General features: G+C 36.7%; 21 protein-coding genes and 2 pseudogenes. All 23 read left to right on the top strand.

The window, feature by feature from the left end; all coding sequences use genetic code 11:
* Positions 1-9: 9 nt before the first annotated feature.
* The 23 genes and pseudogenes from mnmG to HCJ45_RS05395 all read left to right on the top strand — a co-directional run bounded on the left by mnmG (position 10) and on the right by HCJ45_RS05395 (position 20,145).
* A complete protein-coding gene (gene mnmG, locus HCJ45_RS05500) occupies positions 10-1,899 on the top strand; it encodes a tRNA uridine-5-carboxymethylaminomethyl(34) synthesis enzyme MnmG (protein WP_185344252.1) in 1,890 nt (629 codons plus the stop codon).
* Positions 1,900-2,017: 118 nt separating this feature from the next.
* Positions 2,018-2,462, top strand: a pseudogene (locus tag HCJ45_RS14960) (hypothetical protein); the annotation flags it as partial.
* Positions 2,436-2,606 (top strand): annotated as a pseudogene (locus HCJ45_RS05495) (hypothetical protein); the annotation flags it as partial. The pseudogenes HCJ45_RS14960 and HCJ45_RS05495, both read left to right, overlap by 27 nt.
* Positions 2,607-2,705: 99 nt before the next feature.
* Positions 2,706-3,422, top strand: a complete 717-nt coding sequence (gene rsmG, locus HCJ45_RS05490) for a 16S rRNA (guanine(527)-N(7))-methyltransferase RsmG (protein WP_185344248.1) — start codon at positions 2,706-2,708, stop codon at positions 3,420-3,422.
* A gap of 165 nt (positions 3,423-3,587) precedes the next feature.
* Positions 3,588-4,292, top strand: coding sequence for an N-acetylmannosamine-6-phosphate 2-epimerase (locus HCJ45_RS05485; protein ID WP_185380413.1), 705 nt, complete (start codon positions 3,588-3,590; stop codon positions 4,290-4,292).
* 328 nt (positions 4,293-4,620) lie between these two features.
* Positions 4,621-5,478 carry a nucleoid occlusion protein gene (gene noc / locus HCJ45_RS05480; RefSeq protein WP_185344244.1) on the top strand — a complete coding sequence of 286 codons (858 nt, stop codon included), beginning with the start codon at positions 4,621-4,623 and terminating at the stop codon, positions 5,476-5,478.
* A gap of 12 nt (positions 5,479-5,490) precedes the next feature.
* Positions 5,491-5,790 carry a hypothetical protein gene (locus tag HCJ45_RS05475; RefSeq protein ID WP_185344242.1) on the top strand — a complete coding sequence of 100 codons (300 nt, stop codon included), beginning with the start codon at positions 5,491-5,493 and terminating at the stop codon, positions 5,788-5,790.
* A 73-nt stretch (positions 5,791-5,863) separates the two neighbouring features.
* Entirely contained in the window at positions 5,864-6,862 is a 999-nt protein-coding gene (locus HCJ45_RS05470) for a LacI family DNA-binding transcriptional regulator (protein WP_185344240.1), read from the top strand.
* A 119-nt stretch (positions 6,863-6,981) separates the two neighbouring features.
* Entirely contained in the window at positions 6,982-7,893 is a 912-nt protein-coding gene (locus tag HCJ45_RS05465; protein ID WP_185344238.1) for a nucleoside hydrolase, read from the top strand.
* Positions 7,894-7,912: 19 nt separating this feature from the next.
* Positions 7,913-8,530 (top strand): ECF transporter S component, encoded by a 618-nt coding sequence (locus HCJ45_RS05460; RefSeq protein WP_185344236.1) that lies wholly within the window; start codon positions 7,913-7,915, stop codon positions 8,528-8,530.
* 16 nt (positions 8,531-8,546) lie between these two features.
* On the top strand, positions 8,547-9,287 hold the full coding sequence (locus HCJ45_RS05455) for an energy-coupling factor transporter transmembrane component T (protein WP_185344233.1): 741 nt from the start codon (positions 8,547-8,549) through the stop codon (positions 9,285-9,287).
* Positions 9,284-10,144 (top strand): energy-coupling factor ABC transporter ATP-binding protein, encoded by an 861-nt coding sequence (locus HCJ45_RS05450; protein WP_185380412.1) that lies wholly within the window; start codon positions 9,284-9,286, stop codon positions 10,142-10,144. Before HCJ45_RS05455 ends, HCJ45_RS05450 begins: the two co-directional genes overlap by 4 nt.
* Entirely contained in the window at positions 10,141-10,950 is an 810-nt protein-coding gene (locus HCJ45_RS05445; protein ID WP_185380411.1) for an energy-coupling factor ABC transporter ATP-binding protein, read from the top strand. Before HCJ45_RS05450 ends, HCJ45_RS05445 begins: the two co-directional genes overlap by 4 nt.
* 23 nt (positions 10,951-10,973) lie before the next feature.
* Entirely contained in the window at positions 10,974-11,834 is an 861-nt protein-coding gene (locus HCJ45_RS05440; RefSeq protein ID WP_185344227.1) for a ribokinase, read from the top strand.
* Positions 11,831-12,823 carry an adenosine deaminase gene (gene add / locus HCJ45_RS05435; RefSeq protein ID WP_185380410.1) on the top strand — a complete coding sequence of 331 codons (993 nt, stop codon included), beginning with the start codon at positions 11,831-11,833 and terminating at the stop codon, positions 12,821-12,823. Before HCJ45_RS05440 ends, add begins: the two co-directional genes overlap by 4 nt.
* Before the next feature lie 13 nt (positions 12,824-12,836).
* A complete protein-coding gene (locus HCJ45_RS05430; RefSeq protein ID WP_185380409.1) occupies positions 12,837-13,640 on the top strand; it encodes a purine-nucleoside phosphorylase in 804 nt (267 codons plus the stop codon).
* 188 nt (positions 13,641-13,828) lie between these two features.
* Positions 13,829-14,551, top strand: coding sequence for a helix-turn-helix domain-containing protein (locus tag HCJ45_RS05425; RefSeq protein WP_221636075.1), 723 nt, complete (start codon positions 13,829-13,831; stop codon positions 14,549-14,551).
* A 223-nt stretch (positions 14,552-14,774) separates the two neighbouring features.
* Positions 14,775-15,536: a ParA family protein gene (locus HCJ45_RS05420; RefSeq protein WP_185344219.1), complete on the top strand. Its 762-nt coding sequence runs from the start codon at positions 14,775-14,777 to the stop codon at positions 15,534-15,536.
* Complete coding sequence (locus HCJ45_RS05415) at positions 15,529-16,380, top strand: ParB/RepB/Spo0J family partition protein (RefSeq protein WP_185380408.1); 852 nt, start codon at positions 15,529-15,531, stop codon at positions 16,378-16,380. Before HCJ45_RS05420 ends, HCJ45_RS05415 begins: the two co-directional genes overlap by 8 nt.
* Before the next feature lie 6 nt (positions 16,381-16,386).
* The gene (locus HCJ45_RS05410) at positions 16,387-16,593 is read left to right on the top strand and encodes a DUF951 domain-containing protein (RefSeq protein WP_185344215.1); all 207 of its coding nucleotides are present in this window, start codon (positions 16,387-16,389) and stop codon (positions 16,591-16,593) included.
* Between the two features lie 164 nt (positions 16,594-16,757).
* A complete protein-coding gene (locus HCJ45_RS05405; protein WP_185380407.1) occupies positions 16,758-18,224 on the top strand; it encodes a catalase in 1,467 nt (488 codons plus the stop codon).
* A 157-nt stretch (positions 18,225-18,381) separates the two neighbouring features.
* A complete protein-coding gene (gene ychF, locus HCJ45_RS05400; RefSeq protein ID WP_185380406.1) occupies positions 18,382-19,482 on the top strand; it encodes a redox-regulated ATPase YchF in 1,101 nt (366 codons plus the stop codon).
* A gap of 165 nt (positions 19,483-19,647) precedes the next feature.
* The gene (locus HCJ45_RS05395) at positions 19,648-20,145 is read left to right on the top strand and encodes a DUF2545 family protein (RefSeq protein WP_185344211.1); all 498 of its coding nucleotides are present in this window, start codon (positions 19,648-19,650) and stop codon (positions 20,143-20,145) included.
* Position 20,146 lies beyond the last annotated feature (1 nt).

Genomic DNA, 20,146 nt, shown 5'->3' with positions numbered 1-20,146 from the left:
TTTTATAAAATGCAAACCTATGATGCAGGAACTTTTGATGTTATCGTTGTTGGTGCAGGACATGCGGGTGTAGAAGCAGGTCTTGCCAGTGGCCGAATGGGAGCCAAAACGTTGATGTTAACAATAAATTTAGACATGGTCGCTTTTATGCCGTGTAATCCTTCTGTCGGAGGCCCAGCAAAAGGCGTCGTTGTGCGCGAAATTGATGCACTTGGCGGAGAAATGGGACGTAATACAGATAAAACTTACATTCAAATGCGGATGCTAAATACAGGTAAAGGACCTGCTGTTCGTGCGTTACGTGCTCAAGCAGATAAATGGGATTACCAGCATGAAATGAAACATACAATTGAAAAAGAAGAAAACATTACTTTGCGCCAAGGACTTGTTGACCGTTTAGTCATGGAAGATGGCGTTTGTAAAGGCGTTATTACAAATAGTGGTGCCATTTATTACGCGAAAACAGTCGTTATTACTACAGGAACCTTTTCACGTGGCGAGATTATTGTCGGCGAACTGCGCTATTCAAGTGGTCCAAATAACCAACAACCATCTGTCAAACTATCAGAGCATTTGGAAGAACTAGGTTTTGAATTACGTCGTTTTAAAACAGGTACGCCACCACGAGTAAAATCAAGTACAATTGATTACTCAAAAACGGAAGAACAACCAGGTGACGATCATCCGCGAGCATTTAGCTTTGATACGGTCGAAATGATGTTAGATCAATTACCATGTTGGTTAACCTATACAAACGAAACTACCCACGAAATAATCCAAGCGAATTTGCATCGTTCACCTATGTTTACAGCTACGAAAAAAGGAACTGGCGCAAGATATTGCCCATCAATTGAAGATAAAATTGTTCGTTTCAGTGATAAACCAAGACACCAAATCTTCCTTGAACCAGAAGGCAAAAATACAGAAGAAGTATATGTCCAAGGTCTTTCCACCAGTTTGCCGGAAGAAGTACAACGTGAAATGTTAAGAACTATTCCTGGTCTTGAAAATGTAGAAATGATGCGTGTTGGGTATGCAATCGAATATGATGCTGTTATGCCTGATCAATTATGGCCATCGCTTGAAACTAAATTAGTTGAAGGACTTTTTACAGCCGGACAAATTAATGGTACAAGTGGTTATGAAGAAGCAGCCGGACAAGGGCTAATGGCAGGAATCAATGCCGCACGCAAAGTCTTTGAAAAAGAACCTGTTATCCTCGGTCGCGATCAAGCTTATATTGGCGTTTTAATTGATGATTTAGTAACTAAAGGAACAGACGAACCTTATCGTTTGCTTACATCTCGTGCCGAATATCGCCTGCTACTACGTCACGATAATGCTGATTTACGTTTAACAGAAATTGGACATGAAATCGGTCTAATTAGCGACGAACGTTATGAACGCTTTTTAGCTAAACAAAGTGCCATTGAAGCAGAAAAAGAACGACTACAAAAAACACGTATTAAACCAACTGCTGAAGTACAAGCAATGCTAAAAGAAATCGGTTCAGGCGAGCTTAAAGATGGTATTTTAGCAGCCGATTTACTCCGTCGTCCCGAAATAACCTACGACAAAATCGCCCAAATTGTTTCACGTGAAACATTTGTGACTGATGAAATCGCCGAACAAGTAGAAATTCAAATAAAATACGAAGGCTATATCCAAAAATCCAAGCTTCAAGTAGAAAAAATGAAGCGCATGGAAGACAAAAAAATCCCAGAAAACATCGACTATGATGCGATTAGCGGATTAGCAACCGAAGCATTAGAAAAATTGAAGAAAATCGAGCCACTATCCATTGCCCAAGCTAGCCGTATTAGCGGAGTCAACCCAGCTGATATTTCGATATTACTAGTCTATATTGAACAAGGGAAAATTGCGAAAGTGAGCAAATGACATAATTCAACACCAATAAACCACATCATTCATGAAAGTTTTAACCCTTTTATAAATGATGCGGTTTTTCTTTTTGCTTAAATAGCGAGAAAAGTTTTTGAAGGGGAAAAGTTGAAAAATGTTGAATATAGCTAAGCAGCAATAGAATTCATATAATGAGTTGGATTCAGTGGGAATAGGGAAAAGCAAGAAGACAATTGGTGTCATATCCCAAATAACCAACAAACCCACCAGCGAACAATCTTTCATTATCACAGATAAATATACACCGCCCACAGCTCCACTCACCGCAAGAAACCAAGTGAAAAAACTCACTATCCTTTACAAAGGTTCTATGGCACCAAATATGGATAATCTCAGTGTTTCAATCCATCCGCAGAAACTTTACCCAGATGCTTAAGTATATGTTTATGGGCATTCTCTAGTATTCATGAATACTAGAGAATGCTATTGCAGACTTAGATAAACTATTTAATTTCATAGACAGAAAAGATTATGTACCAATAAGTTACGGTATTGGAGACCCGACAATTGGTCATACGACATCAGAGACTCGTAAGAAAATGATGAAAAAAGACCAATTAGCAGATATAAAAAGTAACTGCATAAGCTATGTCGACGGGATTTCTACAACAGCAAAAGGGAAATGGGTGACTCAAGCAAAAGAAAACTTTAAAGAAATTACAGGCAAGTTGGATAAATGTTAGAGATGAAGCGGTTGATAATTAAGGAGAAAAAATTTATACTTTATAAAGACAATAGAAATGAGACTCTATTAATTCGCGAAAGTAAAGTGAGGAAAAAACATGAATCCAGAGCAGTTCAAAATGGCGCTTGCTGAAAAAGGAATAGAACTCAGCGATATGCAAATGAAACAATTCCATGACTACTTTAAAATGTTAGTAGAGTGGAACGAAAAAATGAATTTAACAGCAATTACCGACGAAGAAGAAGTATATTTAAAGCATTTCTATGATTCGATTTCGGCCACGTTTTATGTGGATTTTACTAACTTTGAAACTATTTGTGATGTTGGGGCTGGCGCTGGTTTTCCAAGCATCCCAATTAAAATCTGCTATCCACATCTAAAAGTAAGCATCGTTGACTCCTTGAAAAAACGCATGACTTTCCTAGATGCGCTAGCAGAAAAATTAAGGCTATCAGATGTTCATTTTTATCATGACCGCGCTGAAACATTCGGGCAAAACAAAGCGCATCGTGAAAAGTATGACCTCGTAACTGCTCGTGCCGTGGCAAGGATGAGCGTATTATCCGAACTTTGTATGCCGCTTGTTAAAAAAGATGGCTCCTTCCTAGTAATGAAAGCAGCCCAAGCCGAACAAGAGCTACAAACAGCCGAAAAAGCTATTAAACTTTTTGGTGGAAAAGTGGTGGATCATTTCTCCTTCCTATTACCAGTAGAAGAAAGCGAACGAAACATCTATGTCATTAATAAAACAAAAGAAACACCCAATAAATATCCACGTAAACCAGGAACACCCAACAAATTACCAATCGAATAATGAAGCAAGTCCTTTCAAATGAGAGGACTTTTTTATTTTTAATAGCAACGTCATTTTTTAAAGTTAGTTTCAAATAAGCTGCATTGATAAAATCATTTTCTTGTGATATAGTCTGCTTGAAAACACATACTTTACACTGGAATACAGTATAGAGGGGGAGTATCAGTGAGGAATTCAGCAATGGAAAAAATAAAAGGCGGGTTAGTGGTTTCCTGCCAAGCTTTACAAGAGGAACCACTTCATAGTGCATTTATTATGTCGAAAATGGCTCTGGCCGCAGTTCAAGGTGGGGCTGTTGGCATCCGAGCAAATACAGCAAAAGATATTCAAGCAATCCAAAGCGAGGTAGATGTCCCAATTATTGGTATTTACAAAAAAGATTATGATGATTCAAACGTGTTTATTACACCAACCTTAAAAGAAGCCAGAGAAATATGTGAAACAGGAGTAGAAATTGTTGCAATGGATGCGACAACTAGAAAAAGACCACATAATGAAGACCTCAAAGAAATTTTAAGCACCATTCGAAAAGAGTTTCCAGATGTACTTTTCATGGCAGATACAGGTAGTATGGAAGACGTTTATTACGCTGACTCCCTCGGTTTTGACTTAATTGGCACCACACTTTATGGCTACACCAAGGAAACAGCGAATAAAAATATCAGCGACCACGACTTTTCTCATTTGAAAGAAGTGTTGAAAAGTACAAATCGCCCGGTGATTGCAGAAGGAAAAATCGACTCGCCCAGTAAAGCCAGACAAGTTCTTGCTTTAGGTTGTTATGCCGTCGTTGTTGGCGGTGCAATAACTCGGCCACAGGAAATAACCACCCGTTTTACAAATGAAATCCAAAAAGATAGAACTAATTGATCTAACAAAGTAAATCCTTGCTGACATAATTAATGTAGAACAAATGGGGCAATATCATGCGGAAATTTATCAAAAACTCTCATAAGTAGGGCTGTTAGCAAAAGTAAAAGATATTTTGCCAACCAATACAGTAACCGATGAATTTCATTAACAGCAATTAGGAAAATAGATGGGACTGTGTAACTTTAACAGCACCATCTATTTTTTTATTGAACGACAGAATTAACGTGTTTTTCTGTGCCATTTCTGCTAAAATAGTTAATGAGACTTGTGGATAGAAGGATTTACTTACTTAGCGCCCAAGATTTTCCGGAAAGGAAGGACCCAGATGCCTTTTTCACGTTTATTTGGAAAAAAAGATAAGAATAATCAAATGGATGATATAGTAGAAGAAGGAGTACAACGCGTACAAGAACTTCCTATGGACAAAATTTTCCCAAACCAATTTCAACCACGGACGGTGTTTAATCAAGAGAAAATTGATGAACTTGCTCGAACTATCCGAATTCATGGGGTAATTCAGCCTATTGTGGTTAGAGAGATGGAGCCGGATTATTACGAAATCATTGCAGGAGAGCGCCGTTTTCGAGCTGTCCTATCTTTAGAGATGGAGAAAATCCCAGCAATTATTCAAAATTTAGATGATGAAGAAGTAGCTGCGATTGCCTTAATTGAAAACTTGCAGCGAGAAGAACTTACACCTATTGAAGAAGCAAAAGCGTACCGGAGTTTGCTAGATATGCAAGATGTGACACAGGAAGCACTTGCGCAGCGTGTTGGGAAAAGCCAATCTGCCATTGCTAATAAAATGCGACTCTTAAAACTACCAGAAGCTGTTCAAAAAGCAGTACTTAATAAACAGATTTCAGAACGTCATGCGCGTTCATTACTAGCTTTAGAGACAGAAGAGCAACAAATATCTCTTTTAGCAGAAATAGAAGAAAACCACTGGAACGTTAAACAAACTGAAGCACGAATTCAGGAATTATTAGTCGCGAAGAAACCAGTTGCAACTAAAAAAACCAAGCCGAAACGCCAAGCTATCAGTCGTGATGTGCGGATTGCTATGAATACAATTAAGCAATCTGTTACGATGGTTAAAGATAACGGAATGGAACTAGATTTTAAAGAAGAAGAAACAGATGATTTTTATCAAATTACCATTCAAATCCCTAAAAAGAAGTAAAGAGGTGTAATAGTGAGGTTTTTGAAGATAATTGGACATGTAATTGGGGTTATTAGTTGCTTAATGGTACTTCCATCGTTTGTAATAGCAGTCACTAGTGCCATCCTAAGTTTTAACCCATTATATATTACGTATTTTTTCACCAGTCCTTATACCCGAGCAGTTGCTGTCGCAGAAGAATCCGGTTGGGGAAGTGCCATTAATATTTTATTTATTAATTATGGAGCGTTTCTTATCGCTTTTGCATATACCTTCTTTGCGATAGTGAAAATCTATAGTTGGTATCAAATTGCAAAAGAAACGAAAAAATAAGCGCAACCAGTTAACCCGCCTATTTAAGCGGGTTTTTCTACCTATTTAATATAAAAAGGAAGGAGGAGAGAGTGTGAAGACGACAATAAAAGACATCGCAAAAGAAGCGGGGGTTTCCATTGCGACCATTTCATTAATTATCAATGGAAAGGCAGAATTATTTAGCCCGAAAACGGTCAAAAAAGTAAATGAAGCCATTGAAAAACTAAACTATCAACCTAATTATTTTGCTAAAAACTTAAATAGTGTTAAAAGTAATACAATTGGTTTAATTGTTCCTGATGTTTCCAATCCGTTCTTCTCTAAATTAGCCAATAGTATTGAAAACGCGCTTAATGAGGCGGGTTATTTACTATTTCTATGCAATAGCGCATACGATTTAGAACGCGAACAAAAATATATTAATGAAATGCTATACCGTTCGATTGAAGGAATCATTTTTGCTAGTGCTGAAAACTTAACTGAAGCAACAATACAGCAACTAGGAAAATCAAATGTGCCATATATTTTAATGGATCGACCTAGTAGAGTGGTAAATAATGGTGTTTTTGTGGATGATTATGCTGGTGGAGTGATTGCAACAGAGCATTTAATTGCGAAAGGGCACACTAAAATTGCTTGTTTAAGTGGAGCGGAAAAGTTTGTAAATATCTCTGAACGTGGTCGAGGATATTTAGAAACAATGAGAAAGCATCAATTAACACCCATTTATTCAGAAAATGGGACGTTGACTGTTGAAAGTGGTTATGAAGAAGGTATGGCCATCTGTAAAAAAGATATTTCGGCAATATTTGTTTGCAATGACTTAATGGCAATAGGCGTTTATGAAGCGGCTAATGAGCTCGGCAAAGTGATTCCAAGCGATATTTCAGTGTTAGGATTTGACGATATTACAACAGCACAATACTTAACACCTAAGCTAACAACCATTCAACAACCCATCGAGGAAATTGGCAAGGTTGCTGTGGAAAATTTAGTTTGGCGGATTCAAAATAATAATAAGGCTGTAGAAAATTATGTAGCACCAGTTACTTTGGTTGAAAGATCGAGTGTTAGACTAGAAGAAAACTAAAAAGAAGCGGTTGACTTTTAAAACGTTTTAATTTATGCTTTAAAAAATGACAGCGCTCACAAATATGGCTTTACCGTTTTGTTAAAACGTTTTAATAAATTAGGAGGTAGTTTAAAAAAATGAGTCCAAATAGAGTAATTATTGATACAGATGTAGGCAGTGATATTGATGATGCAATGGCACTTGCACTTGCGATGAAGTCGGATGAAATTTACATCGAGGGAGTAACAACCGTATATGGCGATACCCTTCTAAGAGCAAAACTAGCAAAAAAATTATTAACGCTTGGAGATGCTGAAGAAGTAAAAGTTTATCCTGGGATTGAACTACCGCTTCTACACAACCGAGAAGTTTGGATGGCTGGGCATGAAGGGGATGGTGTTTTAGAAGATTATGAGACGCTTGAAGTGGAGGCAGAGCATGGTGTTGACTTCATTATTAGAACTATTATGGATAATCCACATGAAATTACCCTTATCCCAATTGGACCGCTAACAAATATAGCAGCCGCAATTATTCGTGAACCAAAAGTAGCAGAAAATGTAAAAGAAATTATTTTAATGGGTGGTGTAACAAGACTTGGTGATAACGGATTAAAGATACGCCAAATCGAACATAATATTAAATCAGACCCAGAAGCAGCCTCGTTAGTTTTTCGCAGTCAAGCCAAAATTACTATGGTTGGTCTGGACGTAACAATGAAAGTGAAATTCACCAAATCAGAGCGGGACCAACTAAAAGCATCGGCATTACCATTAAATGATGCGCTTGTTAAAATGTTAGATAGATGGTTTGACTTTATTGAAGAAGATTTTACATTAATGCACGATCCTCTTACCGTATCACTGCTTCTTGATAGAAGTTTAGTGAAGACTGAAAAAGTAACAATTGAAGTGGAATATGACCACAGACATCCGACCGGTCAAACTGTTGCTACTTATGATGAATCTGGCAATGTGGATTTATGTTTAGATGTGGACAGTGAACGTTTTAATGAACTATTACTAGGGGTTTTACTAAAAGGAAAATAAATTATATGGAGGTTTTTAAATGAAGCGCGGAATGAAATATGATTTTTCGTTACTGTCGATTTTGTTAATACCGATTGGAGTGGCAATTAATGTTGTTGGGTACCAATTGTCTTCTATTTTAAAATTACCTGTGTTTTTAGATTTAATGGGTACCGCACTGGTTAGTATGATTGCTGGTCCTTGGGTTGGGCTTGTCACTGGGGGACTGGGGAGCTTAGTAAATGGCATGCTCAATCCTGTTGCAATCCCTTTTGCACTGGTTTCAATGTCAGTTGGTTGGACTGTCGGGATGCTTTCAAGAGTTAAAATGTTTAACAATATAATCTTGTTACTAATTTCCTCTGTTATTGTGACTATTGTTTCATCCATTACCTCTGCACCCGTTCAAGTTATTTTGTTTGGCGGTGTTACAGGGTCATCCATTGACTTAATTACAGCAACATTACTATCTACTGGGGAGCAAATTTGGACAGCAGTATTCTCACAAACACTCATAATTGGAAGTATTAATTCGGTTGTAAACTTGCTGATTGCATGGCTGATTGTAAAAAAAATGTCGGCTCGTTATCTATCGAAGCAAAATTACGGAATGCCATATATTAAAAAACAAGAGTTAAATACTACAAAAATCGTATAAAAAAGGAGTTTGTGATATGAAGCGATTTATTCTTAGTCTCTATCCAACGACCAAACTGTGGGTTGTTGCTTTTGTAATAATATCTAGCATGTTTATTCCGGGTTATTTATATCAATATGCTATTTTTCCCGTGTGTTTACTAATTGCGATGCTTGCAGGTAAGGGTGGCGAATTTTTTAGCTTATTTATGAAAGCTATTTTTACAATTATCATCTTTATTTTTGTTATTCAAGGGCTATTCTATCCAGGAACTACAGTGCTTTTCAGCTGGTGGATTTTCACGGTGAATATGGAGGGGATTGTATATAGTCTCGTATTAACTTCCAAAATTGTTGCTATTAGCTCCATTATCATCTTATTTTTCCGTATTACGAAAACAAAGGACTTTATTTACTCATTAGAAAAAATGGGCATGCCAAAAAAAGTAACCTATGTTATCATGTCGACACTCCAAATTACACCTCAAATGAAAGAACTCTCTAAAACAATTATGGACGCGCAAAGATCACGAGGAATTGAAACAGAAGGAAGCCTGCTTATACGCGCGAAATCATTTTTACCAATATTAGGACCATTAGTACTTTCATCCGTAGAATCATCAGAAGAACGGGTGTTAACACTAGAATCTAGAGCTTTTTCCGCAAAAGTAAAGAAAACCAATATTTATTCCATTAAAAAATCAAAGAAAGATTACTGGATTTCTACTATTTTCATTATCTTGATTATACTCTTAGCTGTGAGGGGTCTTATACTATGAATGTAATAACTTTAGAAAACGTTTCTTACAAATATCCTATTGGTCATAAAGAAGTCTTGCAAAATATTAACTTATCCATTGAAAAAGGTAAATTCTATGCCTTAATTGGAAGTAATGATGCGGGAAAAACAACCTTGTGCAATTTGCTTCGAGGATTTATTCCGCATTTCTATCACGGACAATTAGTAGGGGAAGTAGTAGTTTTTGGAAAACGATTAGAAGAATGGACGTTAAGCGATTTGTCGCAAAAAATTGGCTATGTTTTCCAAAATCCATTTACACAAATCAGTGGTTCTAAGGAAACTGTTTTTGAAGAAATTGCTTTTGGGCTTGAAAATTTAGGGATGCCAGAAGAGCTAATCCGAGAAAAAGTAAATGCGATTATGGATTTATTGGAAATTGATTTTTTACGTGATAAAAACCCTAACTTCCTTTCTGGAGGGCAAAAACAGCGAATTTCTCTAGCATCCATTATTGTGATGGAACCAGAAATTCTAATTATTGATGAACCTACATCTCAGTTAGACCCTCAAGGAACAGAAGATGTATTTAAAATTATTAAAATGATGAAAGACTTGGGTTCCACGATTATTTTAGTAGAGCATAAGATTGAACTTGTTGCTGAATATGCGGACGAAATCATTTTGTTGCAAGATGGCGAAATTAAAATGATGGGGGAAAAACAAGCTATATTATCTAAAGAACAAGTCATTGAATATGGTGGAGTTATTCCTCAATTTGCGATTTTAGGTTTAGAACTTATGAAGACGGGGATTCCGTTAGAAGAAATTCCGTTAACAGAAGACGCGGCCGTGAAACAACTTCAAGCACTTTTAGGGGAGGTTAAGACATTTTGAGTTATTTACAGTTAGATCAAGTCTCATTTTCATACCCAGGTGGTTTTAGTGCAGTAGAAAATGTTAGCATGTCTTTTGAAAAGGGCGAGGCTGTTGCAATCGTTGGCCAAAATGGCGCAGGAAAAACAACGACTGTGAAACTTATGAATGGCTTGCTTCGACCTACTTCTGGAAAAATTGTAGTGGATGGTTGGGATACAAAAGATTATACAACGGCGAAAATATCAAGAAAAGTTGGCTATGTTTTTCAAAATCCAGATGATCAAATTTTTCATAGTGATGTGCTAAGTGAAATTCAGTTTGGACCAAAAAATCTTAAACTTTCAGAGAAACAAGTACAAGAAAACGTAAATAAAGCAGTGGAATTAACTGGGCTTAAGCCATATTTAGAAGAACATCCTTATAATTTACCTTTTTCAATTCGGAAATTTATAACGATTGCTGCGGTTATCGCGATGAATCCAGACGTTATCATTCTCGATGAGCCAACTGCAGGACAAGATTATCCATCAATGCTTAGACTAGGAAAGATTATTTCTGAGTTGCAAAAGGAAAATAAAATCATTATTACCATTACTCATGATATGGAGTTTGTCGTAAGTAATTTTGAACGAGTTATTGTTATGGCAAATAAACAGAAATTACTTGATTCCTCAAGGCGTAAAGTGTTTTGGGATTTTGATATTTTAGAAAAAGCAAATTTAAAACAACCATATATCAGTCGAGTTGCTAAACAACTTGGGATAGGAAATCAAATTTTAGATATAAATGAAATGATTGAGGCAATTAAAACAAATAGAGCATAAATTTTATGCGAGAGGAAGATAGCATGAGTAGAATAGTTGTTTTGGGGAGCTGTTCCATTGACTATGTCGTGGAAACAGAGCATCAGCCGCAAAAAGGCGAAACAATTAAAGGCATAGAATTCCAAAAATATTTTGGTGGAAAAGGTGCAAACCAAGCAGTTGCAGCTAAGCGTTTTGGCGGGGATGTTGCTTTCGTTGGAGCTGTTGGAAATGATGAAGCGGGAAAACAAATTTTAGCTAATTTTAAAAATGAAGGAATTCAAACGAACTTTTTAAAAGAGGTGGAGGCTTCAACTGGAGCGGCTGTAATTACCATTATAGACGGGGATAATTCAATTATTTACGTCCCGGGAGCTAATCATCAATTTACAGTAACTGACTTTTCTTCCATTTTTAGTGATGCGGATATTGTTTTGCTCCAATTGGAATTACCTAAAGAAATCATTTTAGATGCACTAACTTATTGCGTGGAGAACGAAATTACTACCATCTTAGACCCTGCACCTTCTGAGTTATTTTCAGCAGAAATGTTTGAAAAAGCAACGTATATCACACCGAATGAAATGGAATTCAGTGATATAGCGCGTAAATTGCGTACTACAGAGAAAGAACTGCTTGAAAAGAATCCGCAGAAAATCATCCTATCAAAAGGTGCAGAAGGTGTGAGTTACTTTGCTAATGGCATTCAAGTAAATGTTCCAGCTGAGAAGGTAGAAGCAGTTGACTCAACAGGTGCGGGGGATACGTTCGCAGGTGTTTTTGCAGCAACCTTATTAGAAGGAAGCTTTGATCAAGCGGTAAAATGGGCCGTGAAAGCAAGTGCTCTTTCTGTGAAGTCAAAAGGTGCTCAAACCGGCATGCCCACTAGAATGATGCTAAAATGACCTTTCAAACAATCAAACGTCTTCCAAAAATAGAGCTACATTCGCATTTGGATGGTTCCATTTCGCTAGCAACTTTAAAAAAATTAGCAAAAATTGCTGGTAAGAAGCTACCGCCGGACGAAGAAGTTAGCAGAAATCTGCACGTTGCAGCAAATTGTCAGAGTTTAGCCAGTTATTTAAAATGTTTTGAGACGGTAATGCCATTTTTGCAAAATGAAGAAGCGTTAAAAATCGCCGCCTATGACTTAATTGCGCAGGCGGCAGATGAAAATATAATTTATATCGAAGTACGCTTTTCACCAATGTTATTTAAGTTAGAAGGGTTAAGTGAGCAGGAAATAATTCAGAGTGTTGCATCCGGCCTGAAACAAGGGTACTTGGATTATGGTGTACACAGTAATATGATTCTTTGCGCTATGCGAGGGCATGATTTAGAAACAAATAAACGTGTTATTGATTATGCAGTTTCTTATCGAAAAATTGGTGTTGTAGGCGTTGATTTAGCTGGTGATGAAGCTGCGTATCCGCCAAAGATGTACCTTGAATGGTTTGATTATGCAAAAGAAAAAGCAGTTAATTTAACCATTCATGCTGGTGAATGTGGTTCGGCTGCAAATATTCGTGATTCAATTGTTTTTGGAGCAAAGCGTATCGGTCATGGAACTAGCATGCGAGGACATCAAGATTTAATGGCTACTTGCATCCAGCATCAAATTCATATCGAAATGTGTCCAACTAGTAATTTACAAACAAAAGCTATTTCCACAATGGACGAATACCCATTTCAAGCGTTTTATAATGCGGGGATCTCTCTTTCTATTAATACAGATAACCGTAGCGTATCGAGAACCACTTTAACGAAAGAATGGCAAACATTACAAGTAACAACAGAAGTCATTCAAAAAATCACCTTAGATGCCTTGGAAGCCTCATTTGCTACGGACGAGGAAAAACAATTACTAAAGGAAAAAATTACTTCATTTGATTAGGAAAGGAGAAACAATGAAAGAAGCAGTCACTTTTCTAAAAAAACACGGCATTCAAGCGTTGGATTTTGGTCTCGTTTTAGGATCGGGTCTTGGAGAACTTGCAGATGAAATAGAGGATGCAGCTTACTTTGATTACCATACTATTCCGGGCTTTCCAATTTCTACTGTAGAAGGACATAAAGGAAGACTCGTATATGGAAAATTAATGGGAAAATGGGTTCTTGGTATGCAAGGAAGGTTTCATTACTATGAAGGCTACTCGATGGAAGAAGTAACCATGCCAATCCGACTGATGAAAAAGTTAGGGGCACATTCAGTTATACTAACTAATGCAGCTGGGGGAGTTAATGAGCAGTTTAAACAGGGAGAGTTAATGCTAATTTCCGATCAAATTAACTTCACTGGCACAAATCCTCTTATTGGCCCTAACTACGGAGCGGGACCACGTTTTCCAGATATGAGTAGAGCTTATGATCAAGCGTACCAACATAGCTTGCAGCGTATTGCTCAAAAGCTTGAAATCAAACTTCAAGAAGGCACTTATATGGGCTTCTCAGGACCATCTTATGAAACACCAGCAGAAATACGTATGGCTCGGTTGATGGGCGCAGATGCGGTTGGGATGTCTACTGTTAGTGAAACTATCGTTGCCAACCATTGCGGCTTAAGGATTGCGGGTATTTCCTGCATTACCAATTTAGCAGCGGGAATGCAAGAAACATTAAATCATCAAGAAGTGGTGGAAACAACCGAAAAAGTAAAGGCGCATTTTAAAAGATTAATTAAGACTTTTATTCAGGAAGAGCCGCACAAGTAAGTGGCTCTTTTTTATTTAAAAAAGCGACTCATTTTGAGTTGATTTATATTTAAAAGAGTAATTGTTATGTATTTTAGAAAGATTAGAGAAAATAAGTGCAATTTTGAGCAGAAAAAAGTACAATAGAATTAGGTAAAGTTGTAAAGGAGGGAGTGATTCGCTCAAGTAGGAGTGGAATCACGAAACGAATGGCAAAAATCATTTTTGTGAAAGACGAACAAAATGAGTTCCAAGCGTATGATTTTTTACAAAATTTAATTGTAGAAGAACCACTAATGGCCACCTTAGTATTCCAAGGCCTACTACAACTCGAAACAGCAGAAACAAGAAAGCTTAGTACTGGAAAGCAAATTCTCCCTGATGTACATTTAATTATTGGCAAAAGTCAAGCCTATTCACTACAAACAACTCGTATCGAAACAACGGTAGATCAACCAATCCAAGAAATGAAGGCACATTTTAAAGATAAAAATAGCCGTTTAATTTACTTCACTGCCTTTAGTGGAGATGAAACTTATTATTGTTTTGTTAAAGGTTATTTTAAAGATAAAAACCCGTTCACTGATCAAATGGGCTCTTATCGAGAAGAAGCCAAACGTGTTTTCTTACGACGGATTGATGTAGAAACAAGTATTGGTAATTCAGATTATCAATTTGAAACCCTTAAAAAACAAGCATTAGAAAACGAAGGAATTGCTCATTACTTAGAAAGTTTTTCAGCAAGTATAGGTAAATATATATTTGCCAAAAGAATGGAAAAGAAATGGTCGCAATTGGATTTAGCTTTAAAATCCGATCTATCACCAGTAATTATTGGTCGTTTAGAAGCTGGAGATCCCGATTTAACTCTTAGAATGTATCAGAAAGTTTGTACGGTTCTAGGCGTTAAGACAACTTTTTCAGTCGATTGAGTTTAGAGAAGTAATCAGCTTAGGTTGGTTGCTTTTTTTTATTTTAAAATGTTTCACGTGAAACATTTTAAAATAAAAAATAATATTTTCACGCTTTTTTTGCTCTGAAAACACGAATTTAAATTTATTTTTACTTTTTGTAAGACTAAATGAAAATCTTTTGGTAGAATAGAAGATAAAAGAACCGGAAATTTCGGTACAAAATAAGGGTTGGTGAAAAAGATTGAGCAAAGTGATTGCACTAGCGAACCAAAAAGGTGGAGTTGGTAAAACAACATCATCCGTTAATTTAAGTTCTAGCCTAGCTTTTTTAGGCAAGAAAGTATTACTAGTAGATATTGATCCACAAGGAAATGCATCCAGTGGGGTTGGTGTAAATAAAGGTGAAATAGAACATTGTATTTATGATGTCCTTGTTGACGATGTAGCCATTCAAGATGTGTTACAAAAAACAGATTTGGACAATTTAAATGTAATTCCGGCAACCATTCAGCTTGCAGGCGCTGAAGTAGAGCTTGTTCCAGCAATTTCACGTGAAATTAGATTGAAAAAAGCAATCGACTCAATTCGTGACGACTATGATTATGTCATTATTGATTGTCCGCCATCGCTTGGGCTTTTGACACTAAATGCTTTAACAGCAGCAGATTCCGTATTAATTCCTGTTCAATGTGAGTACTATGCGCTGGAGGGTTTAAGCCAGCTTTTAAACACAATAAGAATTGTTCAAAAACATCTTAATGAGGATTTGCAAATTGAAGGTGTCTTACTAACAATGCTTGATGCAAGAACAAACCTAGGTATACAAGTAATTGGAGAAGTGAAAAAATACTTCCAAAACAAAGTGTTTAACACGATTATTCCACGTAATGTACGTTTAAGTGAAGCGCCTAGTCACGGTAAACCAATTTTGCTGTATGATGCAAAATCAAAAGGTGCAGAAGTTTATTTAGAATTAGCAAAGGAAGTGGTTGCACATGGCTAAGGGTCTAGGTAAGGGAATCAATGCGCTATTTAATAATGTTGATACAAATGAAGAAACCGTTCAAAATATTGCTATAAAAGAAATTAAACCAAACCCATATCAACCGCGTAAAATTTTTGATACAAAAGCAATCAATGAATTACGCGATTCAATTAAAGTTCATGGGATATTACAACCAATCATCTTAAGGAATGCTGCTAAGGGATATGAAATTGTTGTAGGTGAACGTAGATTCCGAGCAGCAAAAGAAGCCAAATTAAAAGAAATTCCGGCAGTTGTCCGTGATTTAACAGAAGAAGAAATGATGGAGCTTTCTGTAATTGAAAACTTACAACGGGAAGATTTATCTCCTTTAGAGGAAGCTGAATCATATCAATTCCTAATGAAAAAATTGGGATTAACGCAAGCTAAATTAGCAGAACGTCTTGGTAAGAGCAGACCATATATTGCTAACTTTGTCCGCCTTTTAACGCTACCGGAAGAAGTTCAAGAGATGCTTCGAGATGGCTCATTATCAGCTGGACATGGTCGTGTGTTGTTAGGGCTAAAACTTAAGAAAAATATTGTTCCAACAGCCCAAAAGACTATTACACAAGGCTTAACAGTACGGCAGTTAGAAGAGGTTGTAGCAAACTTAAACGAAAATGTTTCACGTGAAACATTAAAACCAGCTCGTGTTCCTATCTTTATTCGTGAAAGTGAAAGTCAATTACGCGAAAAATTTGGAACTGCTGTATCTATTAAACGTCGCGATAAAAAAGGTAAAATTGAAATTGAGTTTTTATCTGATGATGACTTAGATCGTATTTTAGAAATTCTAGATATTCAGTTTGATGATGAATAGGTTGTGATGTTTATGGAAAAAAAGCATTTCGATTTAAATGATGTTGTAGAAATGAAAAAATCTCATCCTTGTGGAACGAATCGTTTTAAAATTATCCGCATGGGAATGGACATTCGAATTAAATGTGAAGGCTGCGGACATAGTGTGATGATTCCGCGTCGAGATTTTGAAAGAAAAGTGAAAAAGATTTTAGTGAAGGCTGAAGAAAACTAAAAAAGCAATCCATTCGTTATCTTTTATTTTAGGTAACGGAAGGATTGTTTTTTTAAAGCCTTTTAGTTGAAGTTTGAGAAAACCTTCTTTAGAATATAAATAGTATCATTTAATAATAATTATAAATAAAAATGATCAAACTATTTTATTGGAGGTTTATACATATGCCAGATAAAAAGAATTTAACAACGAATCAAGGAGTACCAATTGGGGACAACCAAAATTCGATGACAGCGGGATTAAAAGGACCAACATTACTAGAAGATTATATGCTGATTGAGAAGTTGGCGCATTTTGATAGAGAGCGTGTTCCAGAACGCGTTGTACATGCTCGTGGTGCAGGAGCGCACGGAAAATTTGTTACGAAAAAGAGCATGAAAAAATATACAAAAGCGCAATTTTTACAAGAAGAGGGAACCGAGACAGAAGTTTTTGCACGTTTTTCAACAGTTATTCATGGACTGCATTCACCAGAGACTTTACGTGATCCACGTGGTTTTTCTGTTAAGTTTTATACGCAAGAAGGAAATTATGATTTTGTGGGAAACAATTTGCCAGTATTCTTTATTCGTGATGCGATTAAGTTTCCGGATGTAATTCATTCTTTGAAGCCAGATCCACGTACGAATATTCAAGACGGGAATCGTTATTGGGATTTCTTTAGTTTAACTCCCGAAGCGACGACGATGATTGCTTATTTGTTTAGTGATGAAGGAACACCGGCTTCTTATCGTGAAATTCGTGGTTCCAGTGTGCATGCTTTTAAATGGATTAATGCAGAAGGGAAGACAGTTTATGTAAAACTTCGCTGGGTTCCAAAAGCTGGAATTGTTAACCTTTCAACCGAGCAAGCGGCACAAATTCAAGCAAAAGAGTTTAATCATGCTAGTCGTGATTTATATGAAGCGATTGAAAATGGGGACTATCCTGAGTGGGACTTATATGTGCAAGTTCTTGATCCAAAAGATCTGGATAACTATGATTTCAACCCACTTGATGCAACCAAAGATTGGTTTGAGGATGTATTTCCATACGAATTAGTCGGAACGATGACCTTAAATCGTAATCCGGATAATATTTTTGCCGAAACAGAGTCTGTTGGCTTTAACCCAGGTGTGCTTGTGCCTGGAATGCTACCTTCTGAGGACCGTTTGCTTCAAGGGCGATTGTTCTCTTACTCTGATACGCAAAGACATCGCGTTGGACCAAACTATTTGCAACTTCCAATTAACAGCCCGAAATCAACGGTTGCTAACAATCAACGTGATGGTTATATGCCATTTAAACAACAAACAAGCTCGATTAATTATGAGCCTAATAGTTGTGAGACTGAACCAAAAGAAAATCCAGCATTTATCGAACCTGAGCAAGAAATTCGCGGTGATATTTCTGGTCGCCTTGCTGCTGAAAAACCAAATAACTTTGGACATGCGAAAGAAGTTTGGAATCGTTATTCAGATGCAGAACGTGCGGCACTTGTGAAAAACATTGTGGATGACTGGGAAAGCGTTCGTGAAGATATTAAGATTCGCAACCTGCGTAATTTTTATCAAGTGGAGCCTGAATTTGCAGAGCGTGTTGCTGCTGGAACGGGCATTAATCTCGCAGAACATGTAATAGATTTAAAATAAGCTAAAAGAAAAACGAAAATCCTACACTATGTAAAGGGTTTTCGTTTTTTTATTGGGTGGCTTTTTGTGTGAAAAACCTTTATAATATACGTTAGTGAAAAAATGTCTATTTGACGGGCATTTGAAAATGAAGTTAATGAAAAGGAGTTTATATATAATGGCACTTACAGCTGGTATAGTCGGGCTTCCTAACGTAGGGAAATCGACACTTTTTAATGCAATCACAAAAGCAGGAGCAGAGGCTGCGAACTATCCATTTGCGACGATTGACCCAAATGTTGGTATTGTAGAAGTACCTGACCACCGCTTAAACAAATTAACCGAACTTGTAAAACCGAAAAAAACAGTTCCAACCACTTTTGAATTTACAGATATTGCTGGTATTGTGAAAGGGGCCAGTAAAGGGGAAGGGCTTGGGAATAAATTTTTATCACATATTCGCCAAGTAGATGCGATTTGTCATGTGACTCGTTGTTTCGATGACGAGAACATCACGCACGTAGAAGGCCGCGTAGATCCGTTAGATGATATTTCTACAATTAACTTAGAACTTATCTTAGCGGATTTGGAAACAGTAGAGAAGCGCATTGGTCGTGTGGAGAAGCTCTCTAAACAAAAAGATAAAGATGCTGTTGCAGAATTTAATGTTTTAGTTAAATTACGTGACGCCTTTGAAAATGATAAACCAGCTCGTGCCATTGAATTCAGCGACGATGAGGAAAAAATTGTTCGTAATTTATTCTTGCTTACAAGAAAACCAGTTTTATATGTGGCGAATGTAAGTGAAGAAGATGTTTCTAACCCTGATGATAATAAATACGTGCAACAAGTACGTGAGTTTGCTGCAAGTGAAAACTCCGAAGTTATCGTTGTTTGTGCTCGTGCAGAAGAAGAAATCGCTGAACTAGAAGACGAAGACAAAATCGAGTTTCTTGAAGCATTGGGTATTGAAGAGTCTGGTTTAGATCAACTTATTCGTTCTGCGTATACATTGCTTGGACTTGCTACTTACTTCACAGCAGGAGTTCAAGAAGTTCGTGCATGGACGTTCATTAAAGGAATGAAAGCTCCTCAATGTGCGGGAATTATTCATACGGACTTTGAACGAGGATTTATTCGTGCAGAAGTAGTTGCTTACGATGCTTTAGTTGAATATGGCTCTGAACAGGCAGCTAAAGAATCAGGAAAAGTTCGTTTGGAAGGTAAAGAATACGAAATGAAAGATGGAGATGTAGTTCATTTCCGCTTTAACGTTTAATATGTTTCACGTGAAACAATTTCTTGATAAACCTATAGTCGAGAAATTGTTTTTTTTCGTACTTTTTAACGGATTTATGAAAGAAACGTTCACAAAAGCTACAAACCTGATAATAGTTTTAAATGCTATAATTAAATGTAAAATTTGATTTTAGGAGTGTTTTATTTGATCCAATTAATTGGAATTGTATTTTTAATTGTTTTATTTGTTCTTATACCAAAGAACAATAAAGAAGAAGTAAAGGCGGCACATTTACTAATAGATAAATATGCAATACCCGTTGTGAAGAAGAAAAATCCGGTACGCCAGTTAGCGTTACTTGAAAAGCAATTAGACGTTTCGACTTATCGGGCAAGCCGGAAGAAAACGCTGCTTTTCATACCATCATATTTTGTTTTGGTTATTGTTTTAGGCGCACTTACCGCTTTCTTTGCGGTAAACACCCAAAATTCAGCAGCAATAGTAACTGGCATTCTGTGTTTTTTGGTATTGATTGCTGGAATCATTATATTGTTTGTTATGACGATTCGTCAATCATCATCTTTGCGAACAGATGCATGGGCGAAAATCCTCCATAAACTAGACCCATCATTTCCAATTGAATTCTTGAACGAAAAGAAATGGCAAAAAGCATTCTTGGCACAAATGGAAAATTTAGCTTAAT

Origin of the sequence: Listeria immobilis, assembly GCF_014322845.1 — a bacterium.
GTDB classification, from domain to species: domain Bacteria; phylum Bacillota; class Bacilli; order Lactobacillales; family Listeriaceae; genus Listeria; species Listeria immobilis.
This window is presented reverse-complemented; position numbering and strand designations above follow the sequence as displayed.